23 protein-coding genes are annotated in these 26,613 nt (G+C 45.5%); 18 read left to right on the top strand and 5 right to left on the bottom strand.

The window, feature by feature from the left end; translation table 11 throughout:
- Positions 1–266: 266 nt before the first annotated feature.
- From ACKLNH_RS00205 to ACKLNH_RS00195, 3 genes are all read right to left on the bottom strand, one after another.
- Entirely contained in the window at positions 267–3,035 is a 2,769-nt protein-coding gene (locus ACKLNH_RS00205; RefSeq protein ID WP_413110231.1) for an Hsp70 family protein, read from the bottom strand.
- Between the two features lie 132 nt (positions 3,036–3,167).
- Positions 3,168–4,970 (bottom strand): Hsp70 family protein, encoded by a 1,803-nt coding sequence (locus ACKLNH_RS00200; protein WP_413110230.1) that lies wholly within the window; start codon positions 4,968–4,970, stop codon positions 3,168–3,170.
- Positions 4,967–5,593 (bottom strand): DUF2760 domain-containing protein, encoded by a 627-nt coding sequence (locus tag ACKLNH_RS00195; RefSeq protein WP_413110229.1) that lies wholly within the window; start codon positions 5,591–5,593, stop codon positions 4,967–4,969. The genes ACKLNH_RS00200 and ACKLNH_RS00195 overlap by 4 nt, the downstream gene beginning before the upstream one ends.
- 329 nt (positions 5,594–5,922) lie before the next feature.
- Here ACKLNH_RS00195 and ACKLNH_RS00190 point away from each other — a divergent pair, with 329 nt between their 5' ends.
- The 10 genes from ACKLNH_RS00190 (at position 5,923) to ACKLNH_RS00145 (ending at position 17,057) form a co-directional block, all read left to right on the top strand.
- Positions 5,923–6,801, top strand: a complete 879-nt coding sequence (locus ACKLNH_RS00190) for a putative PEP-binding protein (RefSeq protein WP_413110228.1) — start codon at positions 5,923–5,925, stop codon at positions 6,799–6,801.
- Positions 6,802–6,967: 166 nt separating this feature from the next.
- Complete coding sequence (locus tag ACKLNH_RS00185) at positions 6,968–8,431, top strand: protein adenylyltransferase SelO (RefSeq protein ID WP_413110227.1); 1,464 nt, start codon at positions 6,968–6,970, stop codon at positions 8,429–8,431.
- A gap of 192 nt (positions 8,432–8,623) precedes the next feature.
- Positions 8,624–9,595, top strand: a complete 972-nt coding sequence (locus ACKLNH_RS00180; RefSeq protein ID WP_413110226.1) for a response regulator — start codon at positions 8,624–8,626, stop codon at positions 9,593–9,595.
- Positions 9,592–10,563, top strand: a complete 972-nt coding sequence (locus ACKLNH_RS00175) for a sensor domain-containing diguanylate cyclase (protein ID WP_413110225.1) — start codon at positions 9,592–9,594, stop codon at positions 10,561–10,563. Before ACKLNH_RS00180 ends, ACKLNH_RS00175 begins: the two co-directional genes overlap by 4 nt.
- 147 nt (positions 10,564–10,710) lie before the next feature.
- Positions 10,711–11,058, top strand: a complete 348-nt coding sequence (locus ACKLNH_RS00170; protein ID WP_413110743.1) for a DUF3802 family protein — start codon at positions 10,711–10,713, stop codon at positions 11,056–11,058.
- Positions 11,059–11,200: 142 nt separating this feature from the next.
- On the top strand, positions 11,201–13,252 hold the full coding sequence (locus tag ACKLNH_RS00165; RefSeq protein ID WP_413110224.1) for a methyl-accepting chemotaxis protein: 2,052 nt from the start codon (positions 11,201–11,203) through the stop codon (positions 13,250–13,252).
- Between the two features lie 68 nt (positions 13,253–13,320).
- Positions 13,321–14,040: a tRNA-uridine aminocarboxypropyltransferase gene (locus ACKLNH_RS00160; RefSeq protein ID WP_413110223.1), complete on the top strand. Its 720-nt coding sequence runs from the start codon at positions 13,321–13,323 to the stop codon at positions 14,038–14,040.
- 95 nt (positions 14,041–14,135) lie between these two features.
- Positions 14,136–14,384: a GlsB/YeaQ/YmgE family stress response membrane protein gene (locus ACKLNH_RS00155; RefSeq protein WP_413110222.1), complete on the top strand. Its 249-nt coding sequence runs from the start codon at positions 14,136–14,138 to the stop codon at positions 14,382–14,384.
- A gap of 287 nt (positions 14,385–14,671) precedes the next feature.
- On the top strand, positions 14,672–15,580 hold the full coding sequence (gene nagK, locus ACKLNH_RS00150; protein ID WP_413110221.1) for an N-acetylglucosamine kinase: 909 nt from the start codon (positions 14,672–14,674) through the stop codon (positions 15,578–15,580).
- Positions 15,581–15,722: 142 nt separating this feature from the next.
- Complete coding sequence (locus ACKLNH_RS00145; protein ID WP_413110220.1) at positions 15,723–17,057, top strand: GGDEF domain-containing protein; 1,335 nt, start codon at positions 15,723–15,725, stop codon at positions 17,055–17,057.
- Positions 17,058–17,122: 65 nt separating this feature from the next.
- Here the strand turns inward: ACKLNH_RS00145 and ACKLNH_RS00140 are convergent, their stop codons facing one another.
- Both ACKLNH_RS00140 and ACKLNH_RS00135 read right to left on the bottom strand, forming a co-directional pair.
- A complete protein-coding gene (locus tag ACKLNH_RS00140; RefSeq protein WP_413110219.1) occupies positions 17,123–18,202 on the bottom strand; it encodes a ketoacyl-ACP synthase III in 1,080 nt (359 codons plus the stop codon).
- 257 nt (positions 18,203–18,459) lie between these two features.
- Positions 18,460–19,293 carry a helix-turn-helix domain-containing protein gene (locus ACKLNH_RS00135; RefSeq protein WP_413110218.1) on the bottom strand — a complete coding sequence of 278 codons (834 nt, stop codon included), beginning with the start codon at positions 19,291–19,293 and terminating at the stop codon, positions 18,460–18,462.
- 236 nt (positions 19,294–19,529) lie between these two features.
- Between ACKLNH_RS00135 and ACKLNH_RS00130 the strand changes: the two genes are divergently transcribed.
- From ACKLNH_RS00130 to ACKLNH_RS00095, 8 genes are all read left to right on the top strand, one after another.
- A complete protein-coding gene (locus ACKLNH_RS00130; protein ID WP_413110217.1) occupies positions 19,530–20,669 on the top strand; it encodes an ornithine cyclodeaminase family protein in 1,140 nt (379 codons plus the stop codon).
- 11 nt (positions 20,670–20,680) lie between these two features.
- Positions 20,681–21,082, top strand: a complete 402-nt coding sequence (locus tag ACKLNH_RS00125) for a Rid family hydrolase (RefSeq protein ID WP_413110216.1) — start codon at positions 20,681–20,683, stop codon at positions 21,080–21,082.
- A 49-nt stretch (positions 21,083–21,131) separates the two neighbouring features.
- Complete coding sequence (locus ACKLNH_RS00120) at positions 21,132–21,434, top strand: (2Fe-2S)-binding protein (protein ID WP_413110215.1); 303 nt, start codon at positions 21,132–21,134, stop codon at positions 21,432–21,434.
- Positions 21,427–22,830, top strand: a complete 1,404-nt coding sequence (locus ACKLNH_RS00115) for an FAD-dependent oxidoreductase (protein ID WP_413110214.1) — start codon at positions 21,427–21,429, stop codon at positions 22,828–22,830. Before ACKLNH_RS00120 ends, ACKLNH_RS00115 begins: the two co-directional genes overlap by 8 nt.
- Complete coding sequence (locus ACKLNH_RS00110; RefSeq protein WP_413110213.1) at positions 22,827–23,954, top strand: NAD(P)/FAD-dependent oxidoreductase; 1,128 nt, start codon at positions 22,827–22,829, stop codon at positions 23,952–23,954. Before ACKLNH_RS00115 ends, ACKLNH_RS00110 begins: the two co-directional genes overlap by 4 nt.
- A 226-nt stretch (positions 23,955–24,180) precedes the next feature.
- Complete coding sequence (locus ACKLNH_RS00105) at positions 24,181–25,644, top strand: APC family permease (protein ID WP_413110212.1); 1,464 nt, start codon at positions 24,181–24,183, stop codon at positions 25,642–25,644.
- Positions 25,645–25,666: 22 nt separating this feature from the next.
- Positions 25,667–25,993 (top strand): P-II family nitrogen regulator, encoded by a 327-nt coding sequence (locus ACKLNH_RS00100; RefSeq protein WP_413110211.1) that lies wholly within the window; start codon positions 25,667–25,669, stop codon positions 25,991–25,993.
- Positions 25,994–26,019: 26 nt separating this feature from the next.
- On the top strand, positions 26,020–26,571 hold the full coding sequence (locus tag ACKLNH_RS00095; protein ID WP_413110210.1) for a DUF3156 family protein: 552 nt from the start codon (positions 26,020–26,022) through the stop codon (positions 26,569–26,571).
- Positions 26,572–26,613: the final 42 nt, after the last annotated feature.

Below are 26,613 nucleotides of genomic sequence, written 5' to 3'. Positions count from 1 at the left end.
CAATCCGCTAACAACTCTGCACATGTTTTGTTCAATGTTATATTAATGTATACAGGCAAGGAATGGCAGAGTTATCTATCGGGTTAGTTTTCAGCAAATTAGGTGGGATCTCAGCGAGAGGGAGAGGTTGACTTTACATTATTCCGACAATTGTGCAGCGATGCTGTAACGGGCAAAAAAATGTGATATAACGCGAATAACTGCTCAAATAACGCCCTGAAATTATAAAATCTAATCCCGGGCATTACTTTTGCTTGTTCGCTCTATTAATGAATGAGCGTTAACCCTGTCGGCAAGCTATCGCCAAACAACCGTTGAGACTCGCTATTTTCAAGATTTTTCACTTGGTTGACGAGGTCCAGCCAGCGTTTCGGGCATTTAGATTGGGCTAATTTATGCTCTATTTTCTTGCGCAAATCTTCATCTATATCAATATTTCTGTCACCGGTTTTCCTGCTCATCATGACTGCAGCAAAAGCGATATAGGGCTCTTTGCGCCAGTCTTCTTCTAGTAACGCTTGCAGAACAAACGAGGTATGCGTTGCTGGCATCAGTTTATCTGCTTCTCCACATAGCGCATACCGAGATGCGATGCGCCCAACTGCCCACCAATGGGCTTGTTGGTATTGTGATTTTTCTAAATGGCTAAACAACCATTCGATCATCGACATCTTTTTATCGAGGTCGATTTTTTCTAAGCATGCCGCTAAACGAACCATCTCTTCGTAGCCCTTTGCCTGTTTCTCTGCGAGCAACTTTTTATTGCGGTTAGCATTTGGCTGTAAGTACTTTTGAATGTCGCTAAAAATGGTGTGTTGTTGTGCACGATTTAAACCCCCACAGATACGCCGCCAAAAGATCCACCAATCTGCCCAGTTTCGAGACGATGTAAAGTGGATACCTTGTTGATATAGTGGCCAAACCTCACTCATACGCCACTCATCGGCAGGGGCTCCAAACCCAGGTCGCAAACAAAGTCCGGTCAGCTTTAACCATTCCCTTTCATGTTGTTCGGAACGCCGACGGCGTTTTTTTCCAGCGAGCAGCGGTGTCGCAAGCTCACGCAGTATCGTCGTGTCCCAGTGCTCTCGCTGGCCGAGTTGTTGCTCCAACTTTGGGCGAAGCGTTTTGGCTATCGTATTATCTTTAGGAGGGGTATTACCAAACGCTTGATTTATCAAATCAACGGCATCATAGACTGGGCTCTGTTCGTCTTCTGTATATTCTTCGATGTTCTGTTGACGAACTTCAAACTCTAGCTGCCAACGCGCTTGTCTTGATGTGCTAACGCATTCAACTTTAACTAAACCTAACTCGTCATAATGGCTGACCAAGGTGACTTTTTCATGGTAGCCCTGTGTCGAGTTTGCTGCTTTTTCATCGTCGAGGGTAACGATTAGCGGAGGTAGATAGTTAAAGCTGTCATCAATGGCCGTTAAACTTCCGGTTGGGTATTGATGATCTTTGTTGCTGGTCATGATTTGAAACTTGATCGGTTGACCAAGTGAAAGCGCAAACTGACGCCCAGTCAGGTGAAACTCTTGACCCTCTTCGCTACCTCTGGCCAGCAAAGCAAGTGCTTGTTTAGCGCCTTGATTGGTTTTTACTTCTAAAAAGTAACTTCTTGCGGCTCCCCCTGCAATTTTCAATAGCTGACCTTGGCGGGCAAAACTGTAGCAGACAGCGCCTCGAGCAACCGCCAGATCCGGGTGAGGGTTGTCGAGTTCGGTCAGAACGGCATCGCTCCACTGTTCAATGCAGTCAATTGTTGCTTGTTTTAGTCGTTCGCTATTAAAGAAGCCACCATTAAATAACACAGCACTTGGGATTTGGGTTGCAGTCGTATCATCCAACCCTAACGCTTGATGGATGGACGGTTGGTGCAGATCGATAAAATGGGCAATATGCTGACTAATGGCGGGGTTGCTGGCATAAGGTAGGCCATAGGTTTGCACTGCAGCGCGTGTTGCTTGTGGCATAGCGCGTAATTCACATTGTGGCATAAAGCCATCAAGAACCAGTGACTGCACCTTGTTACGCTGTAACTCAATGCTGCGACTGTTACCAATGAGTCCAGACCCTCTTCCAAGTAAGGTTATTTTGCTGGTTGCTGGGGCATTAAGGGCGAGTAACTGCTCTTTACTCTTTCTTGTTTGTTGGATCAGCCTTGCTAAGTTGGCTGCGTTAATGTTTTTTGTTGGCGAAATTTGTTGTTCAGCATAATGAGCTAATGTCAAATCGATATTGTCGCCGCCAAGCATAAGGTGTTCGCCAATACCGATACGCGATAAGGTTAATTCATCATTTGTTGTAGAGGCAGCGATCAAACTAAAGTCCGTTGTGCCACCGCCTACATCACAAATCAGTATGAGAGGGGCATGATGTAAGATTGTTTTTGCAGTGGCTTGGTGGCGTTGATACCAGTCGTAACATGCCGCTTGCGGCTCTTCGAGCAAGCGAACATTGGCTAGTCCAGCCAGTTTGGCGGCATCGAGTGTTAGCTGGCGTGCTGATTCATCAAAAGAGGCGGGGACAGTGAGTACAACGTGTTGTTGTGCCAGTGGTGTTTCACCATGATGGTAGTTCCAGCATTGGTGAATATGGTTGAGGTAACTGGCTGTTGCTACAACAGGAGAGATTTTGTTTACATCACTCGCTCCGGCCCAAGGCAATATTGGACCATTGCGATCGACGCCTTGATGAGAAAGCCAGCTTTTGGCACTGGTCACTTGGCGTCCACTCACTTTGCTGCCGAGTTCGCGGGCCCACTCCCCAACAATTTGATGGGAAAAGTCACCGTCGACAGGCTTAAGTTGCCAAGGCAAGGTGAGATCGCTTTCAGCGATTTCGCCAGCGGCAGGGTGATAACGGAAAGAGGGGAGAATATTGCGTCGTGCTACCGTTCCGGGGCCAATCAATTGATCGATAGGAAAGATGTTAATTTGCTTATTTGTATCATTGATGTGGCTATACGCGACCACGGTGTTTGTGGTACCTAGGTCGATGCCTACGTAATATTGAGTCGTTGATGACATAGTGGCTCCATCACGTTAAAAATCGCTGGGCAAGTATAGTAATTAATGTTGTTAATGTTGTGCTTGATGGATTTGGATATTGTGGTGTTAATAAGGGCCGTACGACACATGCGTGACGTACGGCCTCATCTTTTAGGCCTCGCGGACGTCGAACTCCACTTGCCATTTTTGACCATTATCTGCAGCTATGGCTTCTAGGCGTAGTGTGCCGATTTCGCTAACATAAGAAGCTAACGTAACAGGCACCACCTCACCTTCAGTGCGACCATCGGAAACTGGCAGTGTGACTTGGATTTCTGGCAGCTCTTCTAACTCTTCTGGCTGCCAATAGTCAAGGTGAGTTCCCGCTGGGTCTTCACGTCGCACTGTCGAACCGTAGAACTGGAAGTGAACGGGCTGGCCAATCACCAAACCAAACTCTTGACTAGGTACTGCGGTATAAGCACCTTCTTCCATGCCAAACGGGGCGACACACAGTGCTTCCATCGGTGGTGCCATGCCAGGTATCGCAGGCATCGCGCTTTCAATGCCAACATAGTAGCTGCTAGCAATGCCACCGCGAATTCGTACGCCCTTGCCTTGTCGTACGTTACCAAAATAGGCTGCACCAGCTGATACTGCGAGATCTAGATCGATCCCACTCAGGTTTTTCACTTCGTTAGCACCGCTGTTAGTCAACCAGCCATTTATCGTGCTCAATAGGCGTTGAGAAATAACGCCTGATTTTAATACGCCACCGTTAAACAATACTGCTGTTGGTTTAATAAAACCCGCGCTATGTTCGATAGATTGCGCCTGACGAGATAAGAAGGCTGCAATGTGGCGGGTTACTGCCGCGTCTTGTGCATAAGGAAGGCCCATTTGTGTTAAGGCGCCACGGCGTGCTTCTTGTGGATGTTCACTCACAGCGGTTTGAGGGAAGAAACCTTCAACGAGTGACGCTGTCACTTCCTCGCGAGTTAGCTCTGTTTGCAGTGTTCCACCGATTAATTTTGAACCTCGGCTTGGTACCACAATGGGTACTGACGACACATCGTTGTCATCAAGTAGGGTCTCTTTGGCATCACGGCAAGCTTGCGTCATCGCCAATACTTGCCATGGCTGCAGTTGTTTACCTTCTTGCGCTAGCTTCATCTTCAGACGATAGGCTAATGCCAAGTCCATATTGTCACCGCCAAGTAGGATGTGATCGCCAACGGCAATTCGGTTCAGGCTGAGATTGCCATCATCTTCGGTCACTTCTACTAGCGATAGGTCTGTCGTACCACCACCGATATCAACCACTAAGATGATATCGCCGACATTGACTTGATCACGCCAACTGTCGTTGTGGTTTTTGATCCAGCTATAAACGGCTGCTTGAGGCTCTTCGAGCAATGTTAGATGGCGCAATCCGAGTTGGCGTGCCGCTTCAGCGGTGAGATCTCTCGCTGCTGGGTCAAAAGAGGCTGGTACCGTTAATGTAACGTCTTGCTCGGCGAGCGGTGCATCGGGAAACTCGTGCTCCCATGCTGATTTTAAATGCTCTAGAAAAGCGAGGCTGGCATTGAAGGGGGAGACTTTCGCTACCTCTTCAGGGCTACCTTGAGGCAAAAAGGCGTCGCGTCGATTCACGCCGCCATGGCATAACCAGCTTTTTGCACTGGCTACCAAGCGGATGGGAGTCTTACTACCGAGCTGTCGAGCAATTTCACCAGTAAGGTAGGTGGGTTGGGTTGCCCAAGGCAAGTTGAGATCGCCTTGCTGAACCTCTGCATCGTGGTACTGGTAGATAAAAGATGGTAGTTGCGCTTTACTTTCAACTTGTCCAAGCCCAGTTAACTGTGGGATCTCGAGGGTTTCCACCCCATGATCTTCGTCATCTAGTAGGGTGTAGGAGAGAACACTGTGTGTTGTACCTAAATCAATACCAATACTGAATTGGGCTGAACTCATAATTCCACCTCGGCTGGAGCTACGATAGCGGTATTATGGTTATCTGCAATCTTAGGAAGATTAACGTTGTCTGCTTTCCAGCCGCGGTGCAATAGTGTGCCAGTAAATGGGGCTTGCCCAACAACATTGCCGCTTAAGCGCACACTTTGGCTATCAAACCCTTCCGGTAAAGTAACGCGACTCTCTTCTTCTTCACTACGTACAGGAGAAAGGGAAAAGTACTCTTTCATCACTTTTTGGCTGCCCTCGTGGACGACACGTGCAGCAGCACCGATTTCAGCATCTTGAAACCCGCTTAAATCTTCTTGGGTAAAGTCGATGAATCGCGCCTCTTTTTGAAGCAGTGACAACAGTTGTAGCGCTGAATCTGGCGAGGTAGCTTTTACTTGTGGCTCGATCTCAACGATTTTCTCGATGATTTTTTCCACCTCAACGACTTTTTCGACTTCAACGATTTTTTCTACCGGTTTTTCGATGATTTTCTCAACTTCAACGGTTTTTTCAATTTCGACCGCCTTTCCTTTTTTTGTGATGTAAAGGGCCAATAGCGCCACACTCAATCCAGCTAGGCCGACGTGACCAGCATCAAATACATTTGGGATTAGGGATAAGTCTACAGTCATAGCTCTTCTTCTCTGAACGGTGTTTTTTGAGTTTAAGTCAGTAAGTTGACATTACAATTGACACGATGTTAACACAGCTTATCGATCTGCATATTGTTTTGGCGGTAAATTACTATGTCATTGTTATGAATCAGTGCTCGTTTGTCGGAATGTTGAACAATATTTTAGCCCATTGAGTAAAAATACTTGCCTGTATTTGTTTGCATAGGTAATGTCAATTGGATTAATTGAGGCAGATTTATAGAGGCATAGTTTGAGTAAACAGGGTTATGAACTGACTCTCGCGTGCCGAACGTCAACGCCTTACTATGCAAAAGGATGTGAGTAGTATGATTAAACTTTCTGAAACCGATATCGATTTTCTTTCATTGTACCCTCGAGAGCAGGCACCTGAAGATGCTGGCTTGGCGTTGGTGTCGCTCGAACGCTTAGCAATGAAAATCATTGGTGTTCACCCCTATGCGATAGCCAATTTTTCTGCGTTAGATGTGGATCAACAACAGGCAATCATTGCTCATTGTCAAGGGGATGAGGGGGTGGCGGAATATTATGTCGCAACACTCGCAGCCCACATCAAGGCGCTATACGATGCTAACCCGAATATGGCTTGCCGTATTGAATTGTCGTCAGAGCCTCAAGATACGTTGTCACATTTATTAGGGGCACCAACGCAGACTGAACCAAACTCGTTGCTGGGTATTCGTGGAGTGGTGCGTTTTCGCCATGAAAGCTATCGCACAGGGTTTAACCTTGATTGTGAAGTGGTAAAACGTTGCCAACAATTGCTTGGTGCTGACAAGGTTCAGGTTGTTGTGCCATTTGTTCGTACCCTGAGTGAGGCGGCGAGCATGATTGATATTTTGGCGGAACAGGGGCTGTGTCGTGGCGCGAATCAGCTTAAGGTGTGGTTGAAGGCAGACTTGCCAGCAAACTTAATCTTGGCGAGCAAGTTTCTTCAATATGTCGATGGCTTGATTATCGACACCGATAACATTGCTCAGTATGCGCAGGGTTTGGACTTATCAAATTCGGCATTAACCTATCTTTATGATGAGCAGAATGAAGCAGTGTTGGAATTGTTATTAATGGGGATGAAAGCAACGAAACACGTCAGTAAACCGTGTTTAATTGTTAACCGCCATCTGCCTAAGTCACCACGTATGCAGGCTTGGCTACTAGAACAAGGTGTGAATAGCGCTATTTGTTGATAGTGGTAGTGATCAGTTTTAAGTGATACATAACTAAATAAAAGCCCTGTCACTCAGGGCTTTTTCTATTTGTATCGTTAGATATAAACTCTATTTCATTGCTCACAAAAGCACGAACTACATTCGTGTTATAAGCTCTAGTTAGCATTTAACTACTTGAAGTGTAATGATGGTAATAACTAACGCCTACCAGCAATTGGACGATTTTCTTTGTCAGCGCATTGATCCCGAGCCCGTTTATGATCCACAGCGTCTTTTGTGGAACGCCCCGTTAGCGGCAGCGTTAAATGTTGCACCACAGGTTGTCCAGCAAGCAGAGCACTATTTTTCAGGGAATCGACTATTACCAGGTTCAGAGCCGAGAGCATTAGCCTATGCAGGGCATCAATTCGGGCACTACACCCCTAGGTTAGGTGATGGTCGTGCTCACTTATTAGGTGAGGCGATAACCACGGCGGGTAAACATGTTGAATTACAGCTTAAAGGTTCTGGGCGCACGGCATTCTCTCGACAAGGGGATGGGCGCTGTGCATTAAAGCCAGCAGTACGTGAGTACATAATGAGTGAAGCGATGCATGCCTTGGGTGTGCCAACCAGTAGAACATTGGCAGTGGTTAGCAGTGGTGAGTCTATTTGGCGAGATAGGGAAGTGCCCGGTGCGATTGTCACCCGCGTTGCGTCGAGTCATCTTCGCATTGGTACCTTTCAATATGTCGCTTCTTTGGGTGATAAACAGGCGTTAGAGCGGTTACAAAAGTTTGCGATACAGCGCCATTTTCCTCATATCGACCCTTTGGCATCGGACAGTGCTGTGTTGTTTTTAGAAGCCGTGATCGATAAACAAATTGAGACAATCATTGCATGGATGCGCGTTGGGTTTATTCATGGCGTGATGAATACAGACAATATGACGATATCGGGAGAGACAATAGATTACGGCCCTTGCGCCATGCTGGGGCGTTATGATCCTCGCACTGTTTATAGCGCGATTGATACAGAAGGGCGCTACTGTTTTGGTAATCAACCGTATATCGCGCAATGGAACTTGGCCCGCTTAGCGGAGAGCTTGCTAAGTCTTGTGTCTGAAAATACACATGCAGCTATTGAGAAAATGGGGCCGGTGATTGAAGGCTTTACTTCAAAATACCACGCTGCCTACTATCAAATGATGAAAACAAAGTTGGGTTTAAGCGACGATAAGCCAACTTTGTTTGATCAAAACTCACTGGTTGATGAGATAGTGCAATCAATGACAGCAAATAAATGCGATTACACCCAATTCTTTACAGCCCTAACAGACAATTTGTCGACAAGGGTCGCAGGACAAGCAACGGTCGATACTGACTTGCTGTGGTTGGGAAAGAGTCTACTTAGCAAATGGCAAGGGGTAACGCAGAGCTCTGGGTCTAAAGTCGTTGAGAACATGCAAGCCGCTAATCCGCGCGTCATTCCAAGAAACCACCATATAGAAGCGACCCTTTCAGGATGCGACAAACAAAGGAATACGAAAGCAGTAGATAATTTCCTCTCTGTGCTTTTAACGCCCTACAAACAAACAAGCAACACACATCGTTATCAAGATGCCCCTGGTGATGATGATCATGGCTATAAAACATTTTGTGGTACTTAAGAATTGGGAAGTAAGTAACACATTGTTTTTGCAAGTTATCACAAAGGAGAAGATACCGATATGCCGTAGTTGCGTTGCCTCGAAGACTGGGTAATTTAGATTCTAATCTTGATATCATAATGCTAATGTTGATATTAAGTTGATTGTTTTACCTTTTCGTTAAAGTACTCATGATTTACTCAAGGAGAGAGTATGAGGGTTTTGATTTGTGATGATTCACCGGTTGTTCGTAAACGGTTGGTCTCTTATCTTCCCGATACATGGACATTAGTACAGGCACAACACGGGGTTGAGGCGCTGAGTCACCTGTGCGAGCCGTCTACTCAATTTGATCTCTTGCTACTCGATCTCACCATGCCATTAATGGATGGTTTTACTCTTTTGTCGATTCTTCGTGATAAGTCAATATCAATTAAAACCATTGTGATTTCGGCAGACGTACAAGAACAAGCGAGACAGCGCTGTTTTGAGTTAGGTGTAATTGATTTTTTGGCAAAACCTTTTAGTGCAGAAGATATCTCTCGTGTCTTAGCGAAATACATCCAGTTAGATCGATATAGGCTGAGCAGTGATAGAAGCTGGGTTGATTACCGCCTTCAGCTGCAAGAGATTTGTAACATTGCGCTGGGACAAAGTGCAGCATTAATCGCCAAGCAACTGGATGAATTTATTTATATGCCGGTGCCAGTGGTTGATCATATCACGAGCGGCGCTGTGATGATGTTAAAGGAAGATATTCGTTATAATGCGGATGTATTGGCCGTTTCTCAGCGTTTTGTTGGGGGAGGATTGCAAGGTGAAGCCTTGGTTACTATGCATGGCATCGATAGCCAAACATTAACCGCTAAACTTTGCCATAAAGATTATTCTGCATCTGATGAAGAAAATCTAGTCGATTTGGCAAGTGTCTTGATCTCCACGTTATTGTTTTCATTATCGCAGCAGATTGGGATAGAGTTTTCGGCGCGCCCACCCATGATGCTTAAGAAGACCCGCTTAACTTATTCTGACGGTTGTGAGATAAGCGACAAGCAGCATGATCAATACTTGAGTATAGAGTTTACCTATACGTCAGAAAATAGTGACTTTAAGTGTGATGTATTGTTATTAATGAGTCCGGAATCGTCAATGAAGTGGAAAACGCTATTGGAGTATAGCCAGTGAGTCGTACGGAATTCGCCCAGCTTCATAATCTAATGCAAGTAATCGACAATGTTGATGCTGGTATCATCGTCGTAAATAGCGAGTTGCAAGTGTCGGTCTGGAATAGGTTTGTGCAGGCTTATAGCGGAATTAGTGCAGATAAAGCATTAGGTAAGGATATTTTTACGTTGTTCCCATCGTTGCCAAAGCCATGGTTGAACGCACACATACAGCGTGTTTTAAATAGTGGTATAAGAACGTTTAGTAGTTGGGAAAATCGCCCGCATATTTTCCCATTTGATAACTTCTCCCCGTTGAGTAATGGGGATGAAATGATGTATCAGGATATCGCTTTCTTACCGTTATATGACTTATCAGGTCAAGTCACAACAGTATGTATAAAAATAGTGGATGTTTCTGATGTTGCCAAGAGCCGTTTAAGCTTGGATCGCAACAACGCAGAGCTCAAGCGATTGAGCCAAACAGATGGCCTGACACAGTTGTTAAACCGAACCACATGGGAGGAACGTTTTAACCTGTTTTACCAGCGATATCGATATCAAGGTAAGAGACAGGCAGCACTGCTGATGTTGGATATCGATCACTTCAAACGTATTAATGATAGCTATGGCCATCAGGTTGGAGATCATGTGATTAAGCATGTCGCGGCGACGTTAAAGAGTGTTTCAGGTAGGTCGATATTGTTGGGGCGCTATGGAGGCGAAGAGTTTGTCATGCTGGTGGATGGGGCCAACACTGAATACGTACAAGCACTGGCTAAGAGGTTGCGAATTAAAGTTTCTTCTACCACGGTCGTTTGTGGTTCAGAGCAGATACGTGTGTCGATAAGCATAGGAATCGCTTTTTTCAATTCTGATGTGCACACAGCAGACGAGTGGCTACGTTATGCAGATGATGCTCTATATATTGCAAAAGAGAAAGGCAGAAACTGTATCGAAGTTCATGGTGCTGGCGACGCAGTGGTCTAAACGAGACTTTGATAAAATTTAGTACCACATGGATGAGAGGTAGCTTACATAAACGCAATACGATGATTGTATAGTGTCATACTAATAGTTACCCTAACCTGTTGAATATTTGACTTTTATTCTGTCAACTTTGGAGTGATGTTCGTTATGGTTGTGGAGTCGGAAGGCTACAATGCACTGATTGAGTACTTTACATTGCATTTGTATTTGTTTGAATCGAATATTGGTGAAGTGGGCCAAGAGACCATTGAGGATGTTGTCATGGATATGATAGCGTCTAACTTAATGGCGGTATTCGGTCAAAATCCGGATCTAGAGAGTAACTTTCGCTTTAAGTTGATGCAGGAAGCAGACAAAGTGATGGAAGATTTGAATGAGGTTTTATCATCAGTTTGGCAATCATGTCCAACCAATGAGCAAATTGCGTTTTTAGAAGACTATATCAGCTTAGTGAAAAACCTCTTTGATTCAGCCATTGCTGAAAATATCGCCTGATAGTGTTGCGTAATTTCGACGCTGGTTGGGCGATAAATGAATAAATGCGATTTGATCTACAGATGAAATAAAACTGTCATGGAATAACTTTACTTTATGGGTTGGAATCAAGTTCACGGTTCTGACTTTATAGGGTAAAAGGATGTTAATAAAGAAAAAAATAAAAGCTATACCAAACGAGAAAGAGCGATTTTCTTTAACCGCGAGTATTAAAGCGGTATTGTGTTTATTTGTTGTCATTTCTGCATTGCTCTCTTTGTCTGGAGCACATGGCCTCAATAATATATCTGCGGAATTTGAACTGTTATCCCACCAAGCCCTACCAGTATCTAACCACAGTACCCACATTGTGAAAAATGCGCTGCTTATTCAACACAGCTTATTAGAAGCAGTAAATAGTCTAGACCAAGATGAATTAGATGCAGCTAATGCGTTATTTACACAGAATGTGCAAGCGGTTCTTAACGCCATTGCAACGTTAGAAACGTTATCACTGCAACAGAATATCCCTTGGCTACAAAGGGAAACAGATCAACTGAGAAGTGAGCTGGGTCATCTTGTTGAGATAGCTGGTGATGTTATGCATTATCAAAGTGAGCTCCTTTCTCATGAAATAGAGGTTAGCAAGGCCAAGCCAACGATGGATTATGCGATCTCTTCTATTCGCTCTGAAATGGTACGTATTGGAACAGAGCTGTATGCTGGACAGCCTGATGCGATCAACCATCTTAATAATTTTATTAACCATTCTTTAGAAATGGCTAGTCTGCTAACTAGTTTGTTATCAGAAACAGGACTGAACCAAGCAATTGAGTACAAAAGAAACTTGAGAGCGACAAACTTGGCAGGCATGAACTATGCGTGGCAAGAGTTACTGCGCATCGACGATTCATTAGCACAGTATCCTAGCTTATCGATGCCCATGGAGATGGTTCATGCACTATTTGAGAAACAGGCTATTGTCGATACCAAGTTAACCATGCTGAAATTACGACAGGATCAATCAGTGCGTAGTGAAGAAATGGAGACAGTACTTGATCGGCTCATGATGAATATTGACTCTATAGCTGGCGAATCACAGCTTCTAATCTTGGACGCACAACAAGGTGTGCTAACCGTCAATCATCAAGCGTTACGTTTATTAATTGGGTTGTCTGGGATTGGGTTGTTGGTGGCATTTGTCAGTGGGGCGTGGCTTAAACGGTTAGTCTCGAATGCGTTAAGAGATATTGATGCCACGATTACTGCTTTAAGCCAAGGTGATCTCTGTGTTAAAGCGAATGAAAATGCACCAAGAGAGTTTTCACAATTAGCTAGGCACTTAAACCGGTCTATTTCTAACGATAATCGTTCAGTAAAAGCGCTGCTAGCGAATAGTAAAGAATTGCTTTCGGCCTCTTCCAAGAGTTTATCAGCCGCGAACACTTCACAGCGTGTCATTAACGAACAAGCGGTTGACTTAACATCAGTATCGTCTGCTATTTCTCAGTTAGAAGCCTCTGTTAGTGACATTGTCACTAGTACTATAACGTCTGAACATGAAGCTGAGCAGGCAAGTACGTTAGTCTGCGAGGGTGTGGCGGTAATTGGCGAGAGTATGAAAAAGCTGAAGGAACTGGATGAGCAGTTTGCGATAAACGAGCAACGTATGCTTGCACTCGACCAGCATGTTCAACAGATAACTGATGTTGTTGAATTGATTAGTAACATTGCGGGAAACACAAACCTATTAGCCTTGAATGCAGCCATTGAAGCTGCACGGGCTGGCGAGCAAGGGAGGGGGTTTGCCGTGGTCGCTGATGAGGTGAGAAAGCTCGCGTTGCAAACGAATGATCAAACAAACACAATTCGCGCCACGATCGATAAATTACATCAAGCAGCTTCTGACGCCAATGATGCGATGAAAGCCAGCCGAGAGGAAATGATCGAAACTGTTCACTTATCTGAAAATGTCGACCAGGCAATGAATCAGATTAATACGATCATTGCGACGATGAATACAACCATTGTTACAATTGCGACAGCGACTCACCAACAGCAACAAGCGTCAGCGGAAGTGGGCCGTTCCGTTAAGCAAATAACGCATCAAGCGAATGTAAATAGTGAACAGTTAGTGCAGTTATTATCTGGGGCACAGCAAGTAGCGAAGGTAGCAAAAGCACAAAACTTACTGCTCCAACAATATCAGATTTAACGCTTAGGCTTCCTTATCCTACTAAACGCCAGTATTATGCTGGCGTTTTTAGTTTTGGAACCCGAGATATGAAAGTTCATGCTGTCCATCGGCTTTATGAAGAGCGTTTAGCACGTGCAACAAAACCATTTAATGCCCGAGGGGCAAATGTACCTCGTTGCCGTTCTTGTATGGTTCATTCGCGGCTTTGCATTTGTTCACATAAACCGAATGTACAATCACAGGCAGCATTTTTGCTTATTATGTTCGATGATGAGGTTCTAAAACCGAGCAATACCGGACGATTGATAGCAGACCTGTTTGATGACTGCTTTGCGTATATTTGGTCTAGAACCAATCCAGAGTCGGCATTGCTGAACTTGCTAGCCGATCCTCAGTGGCAGCCTTATGTTATTTTTCCAGCGGAGTATGCACCAGATAGAGAAAGTAAAGCCATTGCATTAGAAGAGGGCAAGCGACCCTTGTTTATTTTGCTTGATGGCAGTTGGCAGGAGGCAAAAAAAATGTTCAGGAAAAGCCCATACTTGGATCAGTTTCCATTGCTTTCGGTATCTCCCAACGAGCTATCTCGCTTTAAGCTAAGAGAAGCATCTAAGGACAATCAATTGGCAACCGCTGAAGTGGCGGCGAGAATCGTTGATCGCTTGGGAGAGCCCGATAATGCAGCAACGTTAGATCTGTGGTTCGATGTATTTCGAGAGCATTACCAAACAGGGAAACGCCAGCGGCAACTTCCACCAAATGGTGCGCTTTCACGTTTGGCTGAGCACATTGCCAGTTTGGCCTAAGTGTTGTGGGAGTCTGTATTCAGTTTATTTTCATTCGATAGATAGGGTTGCTTCAACTATGCTTCACTCGAAACGACGAAGAGAGGAGAGGCATTGTGGGTATTATTTCTTGGATCATATTAGGCTTGATCGCTGGTGCGTTGGCAAAATGGTTAATGCCGGGTAACGATGGTGGTGGTTGGGTTATGACCATGCTGCTTGGTATTGGTGGCTCATTTGTTGGTGGCTTTCTCGGTTCATTGGTTGGTCTAGGTACGGCTGGTGGGCTGAGTTTTGGTAGCATTATTAGTGCGACGATTGGCGCATTCATTTTGCTGTTTGTCTATAATCGCTTTGTGCGTTGAACTGAGTTTGCCATTGTATGTAAATAACTGCACGGCATATTGTCGTGCTTTCTTTTATTACTTGCCCGGTATTGTTTATTGTTATTTCGGTAAACGAAGCGTTTACAATCGAAATCTTGTTGCGTGTTAATGCGAAGTGTCTTCCAAACTGTTGAATAAAGCAGCGGTCTCAGCCATATTGCGAAAAAGAGAAGGTATCTTTGCCCTAAATCACAGTTTGCGTAAAGTCGTTTAGGGATAATCGCGCTAATTTTGTGATTTATTTTATGTATTTCAGGGAGAACAAAATGTATTACGGCTTTGATGTAGGTGGAACAAAAATTGAATTTGGTGCGTTTGACCAAGAATTGAACCGCGTAGCAACAAAACGCGTACCGACACCTACAACTGATTATCGTGAACTGATTGTGACGATCGCGACCATTGTTCGCGAAGCCGATGCAGAGTTTGGTTGTGAAGGAAAAGTAGGACTAGGCCTTCCGGGAATGGAAGACGCAGAAACAGGTGATGTTTTAACGGTGAACATTGCTGCTGCAAAAGGAAAGCCATTACGCAAAGATCTCGAAGCCGAACTAGGCCGTGAGGTTAAAGTCGAGAATGATGCAAACTGTTTCGCATTATCAGAAGCATGGGATGAAGAGCTGCAAGGTGCGAATGCGGTTGCTGGGCTTATCATGGGAACTGGCTTTGGTGGTGGTTTAATTTATAGCGGAAAAGTTTTTTCTGGAAGAAACCATGTTGCAGGTGAAGTTGGTCACATGCGTTTGCCGATTGATGCGTGGTTTCACTTAGGTGAGAACGCTCCGCTGTTTGATTGTGGTTGTGACAATAAAGGTTGTTTAGATAACTATCTGTCTGGTCGCGGCTTTGAAATGCTGTATGCTCACTACTATAAAGAATCACTTAAAGCGATCGACATCATTAAGAACTTCCAAGCAGAAGAAGAGAAAGCGGTCGAGTTCGTTGATATGTACCTTGAGCTTGTTGCTATCTGCTTTGCCAATTTGGCCACAGCGCTAGACCCAGATGTTATTGTGTTAGGTGGCGGTTTATCTAATTTTGATGAATTGTATCGCCAGGTTCCTGCGCGTATGCAAAAGCATTTATTGTCTGTTGCTAAGCCTCCTAGACTATTAAAAGCAAAGCATGGTGATTCAGGTGGTGTACGTGGTGCAGCCTTTTTGAATATCGCCTAAGCCGATATATTATACCTAAGAGTGTTATTTTTGGGTAATTCAACATAAAAGCTGACTAAGTCAGCTTTTTTAATATCTTTTGTTTGCGAAGAATGCCGCCTTTTGCCATTATCTCCCTGTTTTTAGCTGTGTGAGTGTTTACATGGAAATTCGAATTCCTACTACATCAGACGCAATTTTTAAAAAGTTGCTGATGACGTTGCTACTGTTCACTGTCACGATTATTGTTTGGCATAGGTCGGGAGGTGCACAACGAGATCTTGTCATTAAACCGCCAGAATGGCGATTCACTAAAATAGACGATAGCTTGCAAGGTGGTAATTCAGAGGTAAGTATTGTTCAAAAAGAGGAGGGGGCTAGTATATCTTGTACATTAAGGGTTGGCGCGACCTATCCGTTTTGTGAAATTGCTATTGTTCCAGAAAAAGAGGGAAAAGGAATCGACTTAAGTAACTACTATTCAATGAGTTTGGATGTAGATTACTATTCGGTTGAGCCAAACGAACGCATTCGTGTTTATTTAAGAAACTCTCACCCGGCTTATACCAAAGAAGATGATCCAGTTTCACAGAAATTTAATGCTATTGAATACGCACCTGGTATTAATCAAGGCATTAACGTTATTCCTCTTAATGCTTTTCATGTTTTATCGTGGTGGATTGCAGACTATAACATCGATTTGGAACATGCTGGACCAGACTTAAGCAATATTACGCATATTGAAATAGCCACAGGCAGTTATGTCAATTTGGGAGAATACACACTGTCGCTAAATGGAATTACGTTTCATGGTTATTGGATAACTGAAACTGAATTATTTAAGGTTTTGGTCATTTTATGGATCAGCTGTGCAGTGGTTTTTTTGTGTTATGAGTACTTGCATATTCGTTCTAATTTCACATTAACCGCACAGCGTGAAGCAAGGCTAAGAATGACGAACCTGAATCTTAGCATGCAAGCCAAAAAGTATGCCGCGTTGGCCGAACGGGATACATTGACAGGCATTAAAAATCGAGCAGCAGTCCAAGAGTGGTTAGATCAAGTGGTGGAACAAAGTAATAGCCACCACCGCCCATTTTCTGTCATTTTTATTGATTTAGACCATTTTAAGGCAATTAATAGTCGTTATGGGCATTTTTGTGGTGATGACGTTTTACGTCAGTTTTGTCGTTTAACACTTGGTTTACTTGATATACACGATGTTTTTGTCCGCTGGGGAGGCGAAGAGTTTATTATCTTTTGCCCCAACAGAGATATTGAATCAGCAACCGAGTTGGCAGAGAACATCCGTTATCAAGTTCTACACCATGAGTGGCCAGAGAACATTTCAATGACATTGAGTGCAGGGGTTGCACAGTTAGAAGGCGAAACAGCCAAAGAGCTGATTCAGCGAGCCGATGATGCGCTATACAAAGCTAAAGAGGCTGGAAGAAACCGAGTTGCAATAATGTCACCTTATCAACGTGTTTCTTCGTAGATTATTGAGTAGTGTGAAATAAAAAAGGCTACCCTGTTTAGGGTAGCCTTTATTTTAAGCAAGACTTAGCGAGTGTGACTTAGGCACTTTTCAATGGCTTCAGCCATTAGTTCTGTTGCTGTTTCAGTACATGGTGGCAGCGAATGTTTGGTGGCATCGATAGGTGTTACTCGATCGCCCCACTGGATAATACCGGCTCCCCACGTTAAACCTGCTCCGAAAGCGGCTGTAAGAATGGTATGTCCCGGTTGAATTTTCCCTTGTTCTACCGCTTCGCACAGCGCGATAGGGACGGTGGCAGCGGAGGTATTGCCATACTTTTCTATATTAACAAAGGCTTTATCTAGGGGAATCTTGGCGTAATCACACAGTGCTTCAATGATACGCAGGTTGGCTTGGTGTGGGATCACAACATCAATCTGGCTACTCTCAAGTTTTGCTTCCGTTAATACATGGTGCGCTGCTGCTGTCATTCCTTTTACAGCACGGCGAAAGATTTCGCGACCAATAAAATTAAACTCGAAGTAACCAGCCATGGGATCAAAGCGTTGCATGGTAGTACCAAACTTAGGCACGCCAAGAATATCTCGACCTTGTGGGTCACAGCCTAATTTCGCTTGCTGTAAACCACTCACTTCTTCACTTTGACTTAGAACGACAGCACCAGCACCGTCTCCAAATAGGACAGCGGTATCACGTTTACTCCAATCGAGGAACCAGCTGAGCCTTTCAGCGCCAATAACCAGCGCATGACGATATTGTCCTGCTTGTAGCATGCGGGTAGCGGTTTCTAAACCGTAGAGAAAGCCTGTGCAAGCGGCGTTTTGATCAAAGGCGGCAGCGTTGTGCGCCCCAAGTGCCAGTTGTACCTTGGAGGCAATGTTTGGGATTAGCGTGTCAGGTGAACAGGTCGCAACAATAATCAGATCAATTTCTTCTGCATTAACACCAGCACAGGATAGGGCATCTTTAGCAGCGTGCTCGGCAAGAACAGAGGTGTCGACGTGGCTGATTCGACGTTCGGTGATTCCGGTACGGCTACGAATCCATTCATCACTGGTATCTACAAACTGACTCAGTTCTTGGTTACTTAAAATAGTTGGTGGAACGCATTTACCCCAACCAGTGATCTTCGCATACTTCATAACAATCCTTAATTGTGCCTTTTATGAAATGATCAACTGCTTTGGTTATAAACTCAAGGTTTGAACCGACATATCTGGCAAAATACTGTTGCTATTTTAGCCCTTCGGAATTGTTCAATATGAAGTAGTGTTGATAGCGAAAAATTGTAATCCCTTCCTGTCTCTAACTAAAGCAGCGTCGGAAAAGTTTAAGTCGGAGGTAAGCAAATTTGTCACACAGATCCAATATTGGTGCAATTTGCACCAATATTGCGCTATCAGTAGCAGTGTATACGTTCTAAATACGTATTGTCTTTCACTCTATTTTGATACTCCAAAGGGGTGACGTTCACTAACTTTTTAAACTCTCTGAGAAAATGGGATTGATCACTGAATCCGAGGTCGACGGCAAGCTCAGAAAAGGTCAGGTCGTGACAATGGTTAATATCATAAACTGCTGATTGGCAACGAATTGCACGACTGAACCCTTTCGGAGTTAGACCAATATCATTCTTAAACATACGTTGTAGCGTGCGCGAGGTATAACCAGAAAAGCGTTCTAAATCCTGAATTTGAATATTTCCTTTGTGCTGACGAATCTTTGTAATGATCTGATTGGTTAACTCAGAGGTTTTTCGTCGCTGTTTTTTCTTTAAAAACTGCTTTGCTGCACTGATTTGTGTTGAAAAGTTATCGCTGTTTATCACTTGTTCGAGTAGGAACTCTGAGTCTTTCGTAACATCATGTAGATCAAATTCATGCCCAATAAGATCTTGAGCAGAAATGGCTAAAAAGTCTGGGAATATACCTGGCGCAAAACGGAAGCCGAAGTATCGGTGTCCGGGTTCGAACGCGACGGCCCCAGCTTCTAACCTTGTTCCACAAACCTGTCCAGTAGGTGAATTTGCATCACAGTCAAACACAATATCTATACAGCCATCTGGTATTGCTATCGTCGTTTCTTGAGAGAAGCCAGCTTTAAAACTGTAGAAGTGGGAGATCTCTGGGTTGTCGGGCGATAAATGCGTAAGAAACTGCTCTGAACTTAGGACAAAAAAAGGTTGTTTTGAGTGAATACCTGAAATACTTGATAGCAATGATGAAGCAGACATATCTAGCCCTCTAATCCTTGAGTGATAAATACTTAAAGCAAAGTAGATGCCAACTTGTTCACCGATGATGCATAGGCCAATGTCGCAAAAATACAATACACATTTAGTGTCGAACAATAGTATCGAAAGCAGCTGCTCTACGAATACCCCAGCAATCGGCACGATAACGGTCAGGCGAATATGGGTATATGAGCGAGGCAAGAAGCCAAAATTAACTATATGGATATGGTGAGAATATGTCAGATAACACAAAGATAGATTTTATATACCTTTCTGAACAAGACATGATTAAAGCGGGCGTAACTGATATGTCTGGCTGTGTCGATACCATGGAAGAGATGTTCGTCCTTCTTCAAAAAGGGGACTATCGTATGGCGGGCCCAAATAGTGATTCACACGGTGCGATGGTGACTTTCCCGGAAGAGTCTCCTTTCCCGAATATGCCAAAGCCAACCGCGGATCGACGTTTAATGGCTATGCCAGCCTACCTAGGTGGTGACTTTCAAACATGTGGTGTTAAATGGTACGGCTCCAATATTGCCAATCGTGAGAAAGGCTTACCGCGTTCCATTCTCATGTTCATTCTCAATGATATCGAAACTAGTGCGCCACTCGCCTATATGTCGGCAAACTTACTTTCCGCCTACCGTACCGGAGCCATCCCAGGTGTCGGGGCTCGCTATCTTGCGCGTAAAGACGCGAAAGTGATTGGTCTTCTAGGGCCTGGCGTCATGGGAAAAACGACGGTAGCTGCTTTTATGGCTGCATGCCCAGATGTTGATACGATCAAAATCAAAGGTCGAGGTAAAGCAAGCCTAGATAGCTTTATTACTTGGCTTGCCGTTGAATACCCGCAGATCATAAACGTTCAGATCGTCGATACCATCGAAGATGTTGTGCGCGACTCAGACTTAGTGACCTACTGCAATTCCGGAGAAACCGGAGACCCAATGACTTATCCGGAAGTGAAACGCGAGTGGGTGAAACCCGGCGCATTTCTAGCAATGCCGGCGAGTTGTCGACTTGATGAGGGTATGGAAGGTGCAGGCATACGTAAGGTTCTAGATAACACCGGATTGTATGAGGCGTGGTTCGAAGAAGTACCGAAGCCTGCTCATAATCATATTCCACTTGTGGGCATGCGCTTCATGGACGCCATTGAAGAGGGCAAATTAACGAGCGATGAGCTTGAAGATCTCGGCGATATTGTCGCGGGTGTTACCCCTGGTCGTGAAAGTGAAGATGAAATTGTCGTGTTATCTGTTGGCGGTATGCCCGTGGAAGATGTTGCGTGGGCAACCAAGATTTATCGCAATGCGGTTGAAAAAGGTATTGGGGTTTCTCTAAACCTCTGGGATGAGCCGGTACTTAAATAAGGAGGTGCAGGATGAAACGCATCAATTATTCATCAGGGTCTCCACTCGAAGAGTTTGCTGGTTATTCCCGAATGGTCAAGATAGGCAATAAAATCCATATTGGCGGTACTACTGCTGTCCAGCCGGACGGCTCTGTTTTCGGCACAACCGCTTATGAGCAGGCGCAATACATTTTCGTCAAATTTATTGCTCTGCTTGAGAGAGCAGGGGCGGAAGCAAAGGATGTATACAAAGTTAAGGCTTACGTCACCGACATGGCGCAGGCGAAGGATGTCGGTGCGGCATATAGCGAATTTTTTAAGGAGGTTCGTCCGCTGTTCACCATGGTTGAAACCCCGAAACTCAATCGCCCTTGCCAGTTAGTTGAAGTTGAACTCGAAGCGATGCTTGGCTGCGAAGTTTGCGCCGAATAAGTGACAACAACTACGGAGAGCCCTCTGTAGCTGTAAGGAGTAAAGTATGTTGAAAAGGTTACATGAAAATAGCCCTACGGCAGATCTCGTGACCATCACCTTTGAAGGTGAGAAGCTGCAGGTTCCGCCGGGTGAGATGGTTTTAGCCTCGATAATGGCAGCGGGAGCGGGCCACAACCGAACCTCGCCGATCAGCGGAGACCAACGCGCGGGATACTGCCAGATGGGAGTCTGTTTCGAGTGTCTTATGGAGATCGATGGTATTCCAAATCAGCAGGCCTGCTCCATTCAGGTGCACGACGGTATGGTCGTTAATCGTCAAGATGGCAAGAAGGTGTCGGTCAATGGTTAACGTTTACGACCTTATTATTATTGGTGCTGGCCCCGGTGGAATAGCAGCGGCGGTCACTGCCGAAAGCCAAGGGCTAAAGACGCTCGTGGTGGATGAACAGCCCGAGCCCGGTGGGCAGATATATCGTTCGATGGAGCGTAGCCACCCTGACAATGCCCAAGTGCTCGGTAAGGACTACTTTGCAGGAAAGCCACTTATTGAGTCGTTTCGCGCATCAAATGTTACCTACATGCCGAACACTACGATTCTGAATATCGCTAAGAACTTCGATGTTGATCTAATGTCTGCCGGGGTCACACAGCGTGTTCGTGGACGAAGGATGTTATTGAGTATCGGTGCGGTTGAACGCCCTGTGCCCATGAAGAACTGGACGCTACCCGGTGTGATGGGCGCAGCCGCCGCGGATATTCTGTTTAAGTCCGCCGATATGGTTCCGGATGGCCCGGTGGTCTTAGCGGGTAGCGGACCGTTATTGTTGTTAGCCGCTTGTCACTTAGTTGACAACGGCGTCGAAATCGCAGCGATGGTCGAAACGGCCAGCTTCATGGATTACGTCAAGGCATCTCCCTTCTTACCTAAAGCTCTATTGCGTATTAGCTATCTTATCAAAGGGTTGCAGATGCGATTGAAGTTGAGACGTGCTGGTGTGCCGCTCTACATCGGCAGCCATGATCTCGAGGTCATTGGTCAGGAGCGAGCCGAAGGGTTGCGTTTTACTTGTCGGGGCAAGCAGGTGGACATCGTTGCAAAAACCATTTTGCTACATGAAGGGGTTGTCCCCAACTTACGCCTTAGTCAATCGCTTAATTGCGCGCATGAATGGTACGAGCCACAGCGTTACTGGCGACCAACACTTAACCTTTGGGGACAGAGCAGTGTGGAAGGCGTTTCGATCGCAGGCGATGCCTCCGGCATTGGTGGCGGGCCGATGGCGGCGGCCAAGGGTCATCTAGCGGCTATCGACAGTGCTTTCAAATTGAACAAGATCAATGAGGCTGAGCGTGACCATTTGGCGCTAGAGCATAAGAAAATATTGAATAAGGAAACCTTGATCCGTCCTTTCCTTGACCATGTCTTTCCACCAAATCATCAAACCCTAAGCCCGATGGATGACGATGTTCTTATCTGCCGCTGTGAAGAGATCACGGCGGGTCAAATTCGTGAAGCGATTGCTCAGGGTGCACGTCACCCAGCTCAAATCAAAGGCAAAACGCGTGCTGGGATGGGGCCCTGCCAGGGGCGCATGTGTGCGGCAACGATGTCGGAAATGATCGCAGAGCGTTGTTCGCTAGATATGTCAGACGTTGGGTCGCTTCGCGTTCGCACACCACTTAAACCTTTAAGTATCCAGCAGTACGCCAATATGGCGTTTAAAGAAAAAAGAGAGACACAATGAAGACAAATGCTGATGTCATCATCATTGGGGGCGGAATCATCGGTTGTGCAACCGCCTACTATTTAGCAAAGAAGGGAAGGTCGGTCATCGTTCTTGAAAAGAGCAAGGTGTTCGGTTACGGCGGCTCTGGTCGAAACGGAGGTGGTGTGCGCCAGTCTGGACGGGACAAACGTGAACTTCCAATGGCGATGTTTGGGGTACAAAACCTCTGGCCGCACCTTTCCGAGGAGTTGGCGACGGACGTGGAATACTATCAGCATGGAAACCTACGTCTGGGCAAAACAGATGAACATATCGACATCCTCAAGGGGTTGACGGCAACGGCGGTCAACCAAGGACTCGATGTGAAGATGATCAGTGGTGAAGAGGTGAGAGAGATCTGCCCACACCTGTCTGATGAGGTGATCGGGGCGAGTTGGTGTCCCACCGACGGGCATGCTAATCCATTGCAAACAACGCTGGCCTTCCACAACAGGGCGTCTCAGCTTGGGGTTCAATTTTTTACCGAGCAGCATGTGCTGTCGCTAGATATGGTGGCAGGTAAAGTGCAAAAGGTCGTGACCACAGCGGGAGAGTTCGCCGCGGACAGAATCGTTCTGGCAGCAGGCCTTGAAAGTAGACGGATCTCTCAAAGTGTTGGCGTTGATGTACCGATGAAGCCGATTGCTCTGGATACGCTTATCACTGATGCGCAGCCGCCGATGTTTTATCAGATGCTGGGTACCGCTATGGCGGACTTTTATGGTCATCAGACGACTCACGGTTCCTTTGTTTTCGGTGGTGGCTCTCCTTTAGATCCAGACCTTATCAATTCCAATACTGACCAAACGCCAATAGAAGCCACCGCAGCAACATGCGAAGGAATTCTTAGTTACCTACCTGCGTTGAAACACGTGAAAGTGGTGCGTAGCTGGGTCGGCATCATTGATTGGTGTGAGGATAAAGTACCGGTTCTCAGTAAGGTAAACGATGTTCCAGGGTTAATTTTGGGGTGTGGACTTTCCGGTCATGGCTTCGGGATTGCACCTTCCGTGGGCACCGTGCTAGCTGAGTTGGCTTGTGATGAGACCCCATCGATCGATATCAGCGGACTCGGCTATGAACGTTTTACTGCTCAAGCTTGATATAGCAACTATTCAGAAGGTATGTCGCAAAAATTCAATACAAGAACGATGGCAGTCAATAGTATCAACACTGAGCTGCCAGTCAGTCTTCTCGATGCTTGGAAAGAATCCAAGCTCGGTGACGCCCAAGGAAGTAGGGCGCAAGCTAACTTAAACCAGTCCGGTTTAGCTGCTTGTAACGTGAGTGCTTAAGTTAAGCACTCAAAATATGTAAAGGAGATACATAATGGGTACTAACCTCAAAAAGGTCCTTGGATTTTGGTCGTGCTTCGCGGTTGCTGTTGGTTGCGTCGTAGCGTCGAGTACACTGGTTTCACTTGGCCAAGGGATGGGCATTGCGGGCGGTGGCTTTGTTATCGCAATGGTTGCGGCTTGGTTGCTGCAACATTTTTCCGCGCAAAGCTATGCTGAGCTAGCATGTATGATGCCTGCATCTGGCGGCATTCGCACATACACGCGTGTTGCAATGGGGGCTCTACCCGCTGTTGTCGCCACGTTACTTGGCTATCTCGTGCCAAACTTGTTGGCTGCGCCTGCTGAACTAACGGTTGCAGGGTCAGTGCTGACCGAAACCTTCTTCCCAAGTCTGTCACCTGTTTTACTCGGCGGGCTAATATTGGGCTTTCTAATGGTGATGAACATTGTTGGGGTCGATATTTTTGCGCGGCTGCAAATAGTATTCACGCTTACAATGATCATTTCGATCGCGCTGTTAGGTCTGATTGGGCTAACTGGAATAGGTGCGTTGCCCGCACCAGAAATAGAAAAGATTCCTTTTAATGCGATGGGCACCGGTGTGTTTAGCTTAACGGCCTTGGCCATTTGGTTATATATCGGTATTGAGTTTGTAACCCCGTTAGCTCAAGAAACCAAAAAGGCAGAAAAAAACATCCCACGCGCAATGATAGCTGGCCTTGTGGTTATTTTTGCGGTGAACCTGGTGTACGGCTTTGCTTCATTGAAGTACGTACCTGCAGAGCAACTTGCTTCTTCGAATCACCCGCACATTGATATGGCCTTCGCGATACTCGGTAAACCTGGCATGATCTGGATTTCCATCGTTTCTATTTTTGCTAGTGCCAGCACCATTAATACCGTGATTGGTGTTGTGCCACGCATGCTGTATGGAATGGCTTTAAGCCATGAGTTACCTAAGGCATTTCGTAAGATTCACCCTAGATTCCGAACACCTTGGATTGGCATTCTGTTTATGTCCGGAGGCATTGCTGCATTTTTCTTTGGTGGCATCGTTAATTCGCCGAATCTGATTGTGTATATTTTGTCGGCATGTTGTGCGTGGTTATTCTGTTACATTATTGCTCACCTTAATGTCATCATTTTAAGGTTCCGCTACCCGAAGGCTCGTCGTCCATACAAGACTCGCTTTTACCCCATTCCACAGATCCTTGGTTCGTTGGGAATTGGCTATAGCATATTGAATATCGCTCCCGTTCCTGAGATGGCAGAGGCAATTTACAATCTGGTTGGAATAATGGTTGTGTTGACTCTGGTATATGCCGTTCTTTGGCTGAAGTTCGTCGTTAAGCAGCCCTTGTTTCAACCAATGGGCATGAAAGAAGCTCAGGTTGAGTGGAAAAAAGTTAACGATGATCTGGTGCCAACAGGCATTCAGGCCACATTTGGTATTGAACCGGAACCGCGCACGAAAGTAGCGCATTCACAGGCTTAAATTTGTTAGAGAGGACGACATTATGTTTTTAGTTAAAGCAATTATCCGCCCAGAAAAAATGACCGACGTTACTAACGCACTTGCCGATATGGATATTCAAGCCATGACTAAGGTGCCAGTTATTGGTCGGGGTAGACAAAACGGACTTAAGGTTGGCGACATTTGTTACAAAGATTTGCCGAAAGAGATGATCTTAACCGTGGTCGACGATTACATGAAAGATGATGCGGTTCAGACAATTATAAGGGCGGCTCGTACAGGCGAGGGAAATCGAGGCGATGGTCGTGTATTTGTCATTCCAGTGGCGGAGTCTTATAACATCCGTACTGGAGATCAGGACGACGAGTAGTCAATAAGGAAAAGAGGTAGAGTCTTATGAGTGCAAAACCCAATGCCTTTAAAATGGCCCAGTCTGCTGTTTACAATAACGCCTTAGCATTCTCCCCATACTGGGGAGAGGCTAAGCAGTCAGATGAAGGTACTATTATTTTTAATCGCTTGCCTGATGGGCTAGAAACCCTGCAGATTAAACCGGAATTCAGAAAGCGGTGGATGGGCGGTACGTGTGCATTGAACATTCTTTTCTCCCGTCCAACAGCAGATGCATGCCAAGGCAAGATAGTGTTCAAAGGTGCACGAGGGGGCGTTTTTACTGGCAATGTTAATGAAGGCTTTTGTACTCGGCTATTATCGGCATTAGATGCCGATGATGAGCTAAAAAAGACGCTACTTACCGTTGATCTTGATAGCTTATATATTGATATAAAAGATGGTGTGGCTGAATGTACCTTAACCCCCTATGGGGGCGGTATCGCCTATATGGTAATACCTCCGGTCCGAACCGCTATCCCTCTTCCTTCAGATCAAACGTTGCCAATGACTCAGGCGCTTAAGAAAATTAGCGAGCACATTTGTCTCATGGTATAGCTTTGTCGTTACATTGGAGTACAAACGACAAAACTTACCTGA

The organism is Thaumasiovibrio clandestinus, from assembly GCF_047250365.1.
GTDB lineage: Bacteria > Pseudomonadota > Gammaproteobacteria > Enterobacterales > Vibrionaceae > Thaumasiovibrio.
The sequence above is the reverse complement of the archived record's forward strand: the minus strand, read 5'-3'. Positions and strand labels throughout refer to the sequence as shown.

Coding starts and splice junctions, on each gene's coding strand:
- ACKLNH_RS00205 (WP_413110231.1), bottom strand. CDS start 3,035: ATGTCATCAACGACTCAATATTACGTAGGCATCGACCTAGGTACCACA.
- ACKLNH_RS00200 (WP_413110230.1), bottom strand. CDS start 4,970: ATGAGTTCAGCCCAATTCAGTATTGGTATTGATTTAGGTACAACACAC.
- ACKLNH_RS00195 (WP_413110229.1), bottom strand. CDS start 5,593: ATGACTGTAGACTTATCCCTAATCCCAAATGTATTTGATGCTGGTCAC.
- ACKLNH_RS00190 (WP_413110228.1), top strand. CDS start 5,923: ATGATTAAACTTTCTGAAACCGATATCGATTTTCTTTCATTGTACCCT.
- ACKLNH_RS00185 (WP_413110227.1), top strand. CDS start 6,968: ATGATGGTAATAACTAACGCCTACCAGCAATTGGACGATTTTCTTTGT.
- ACKLNH_RS00180 (WP_413110226.1), top strand. CDS start 8,624: ATGAGGGTTTTGATTTGTGATGATTCACCGGTTGTTCGTAAACGGTTG.
- ACKLNH_RS00170 (WP_413110743.1), top strand. CDS start 10,711: ATGGTTGTGGAGTCGGAAGGCTACAATGCACTGATTGAGTACTTTACA.
- ACKLNH_RS00165 (WP_413110224.1), top strand. CDS start 11,201: ATGTTAATAAAGAAAAAAATAAAAGCTATACCAAACGAGAAAGAGCGA.
- ACKLNH_RS00160 (WP_413110223.1), top strand. CDS start 13,321: ATGAAAGTTCATGCTGTCCATCGGCTTTATGAAGAGCGTTTAGCACGT.
- nagK (WP_413110221.1), top strand. CDS start 14,672: ATGTATTACGGCTTTGATGTAGGTGGAACAAAAATTGAATTTGGTGCG.
- ACKLNH_RS00145 (WP_413110220.1), top strand. CDS start 15,723: ATGGAAATTCGAATTCCTACTACATCAGACGCAATTTTTAAAAAGTTG.
- ACKLNH_RS00140 (WP_413110219.1), bottom strand. CDS start 18,202: ATGAAGTATGCGAAGATCACTGGTTGGGGTAAATGCGTTCCACCAACT.
- ACKLNH_RS00135 (WP_413110218.1), bottom strand. CDS start 19,293: ATGTCTGCTTCATCATTGCTATCAAGTATTTCAGGTATTCACTCAAAA.
- ACKLNH_RS00130 (WP_413110217.1), top strand. CDS start 19,530: ATGTCAGATAACACAAAGATAGATTTTATATACCTTTCTGAACAAGAC.
- ACKLNH_RS00125 (WP_413110216.1), top strand. CDS start 20,681: ATGAAACGCATCAATTATTCATCAGGGTCTCCACTCGAAGAGTTTGCT.
- ACKLNH_RS00115 (WP_413110214.1), top strand. CDS start 21,427: ATGGTTAACGTTTACGACCTTATTATTATTGGTGCTGGCCCCGGTGGA.
- ACKLNH_RS00110 (WP_413110213.1), top strand. CDS start 22,827: ATGAAGACAAATGCTGATGTCATCATCATTGGGGGCGGAATCATCGGT.
- ACKLNH_RS00105 (WP_413110212.1), top strand. CDS start 24,181: ATGGGTACTAACCTCAAAAAGGTCCTTGGATTTTGGTCGTGCTTCGCG.
- ACKLNH_RS00100 (WP_413110211.1), top strand. CDS start 25,667: ATGTTTTTAGTTAAAGCAATTATCCGCCCAGAAAAAATGACCGACGTT.
- ACKLNH_RS00095 (WP_413110210.1), top strand. CDS start 26,020: ATGAGTGCAAAACCCAATGCCTTTAAAATGGCCCAGTCTGCTGTTTAC.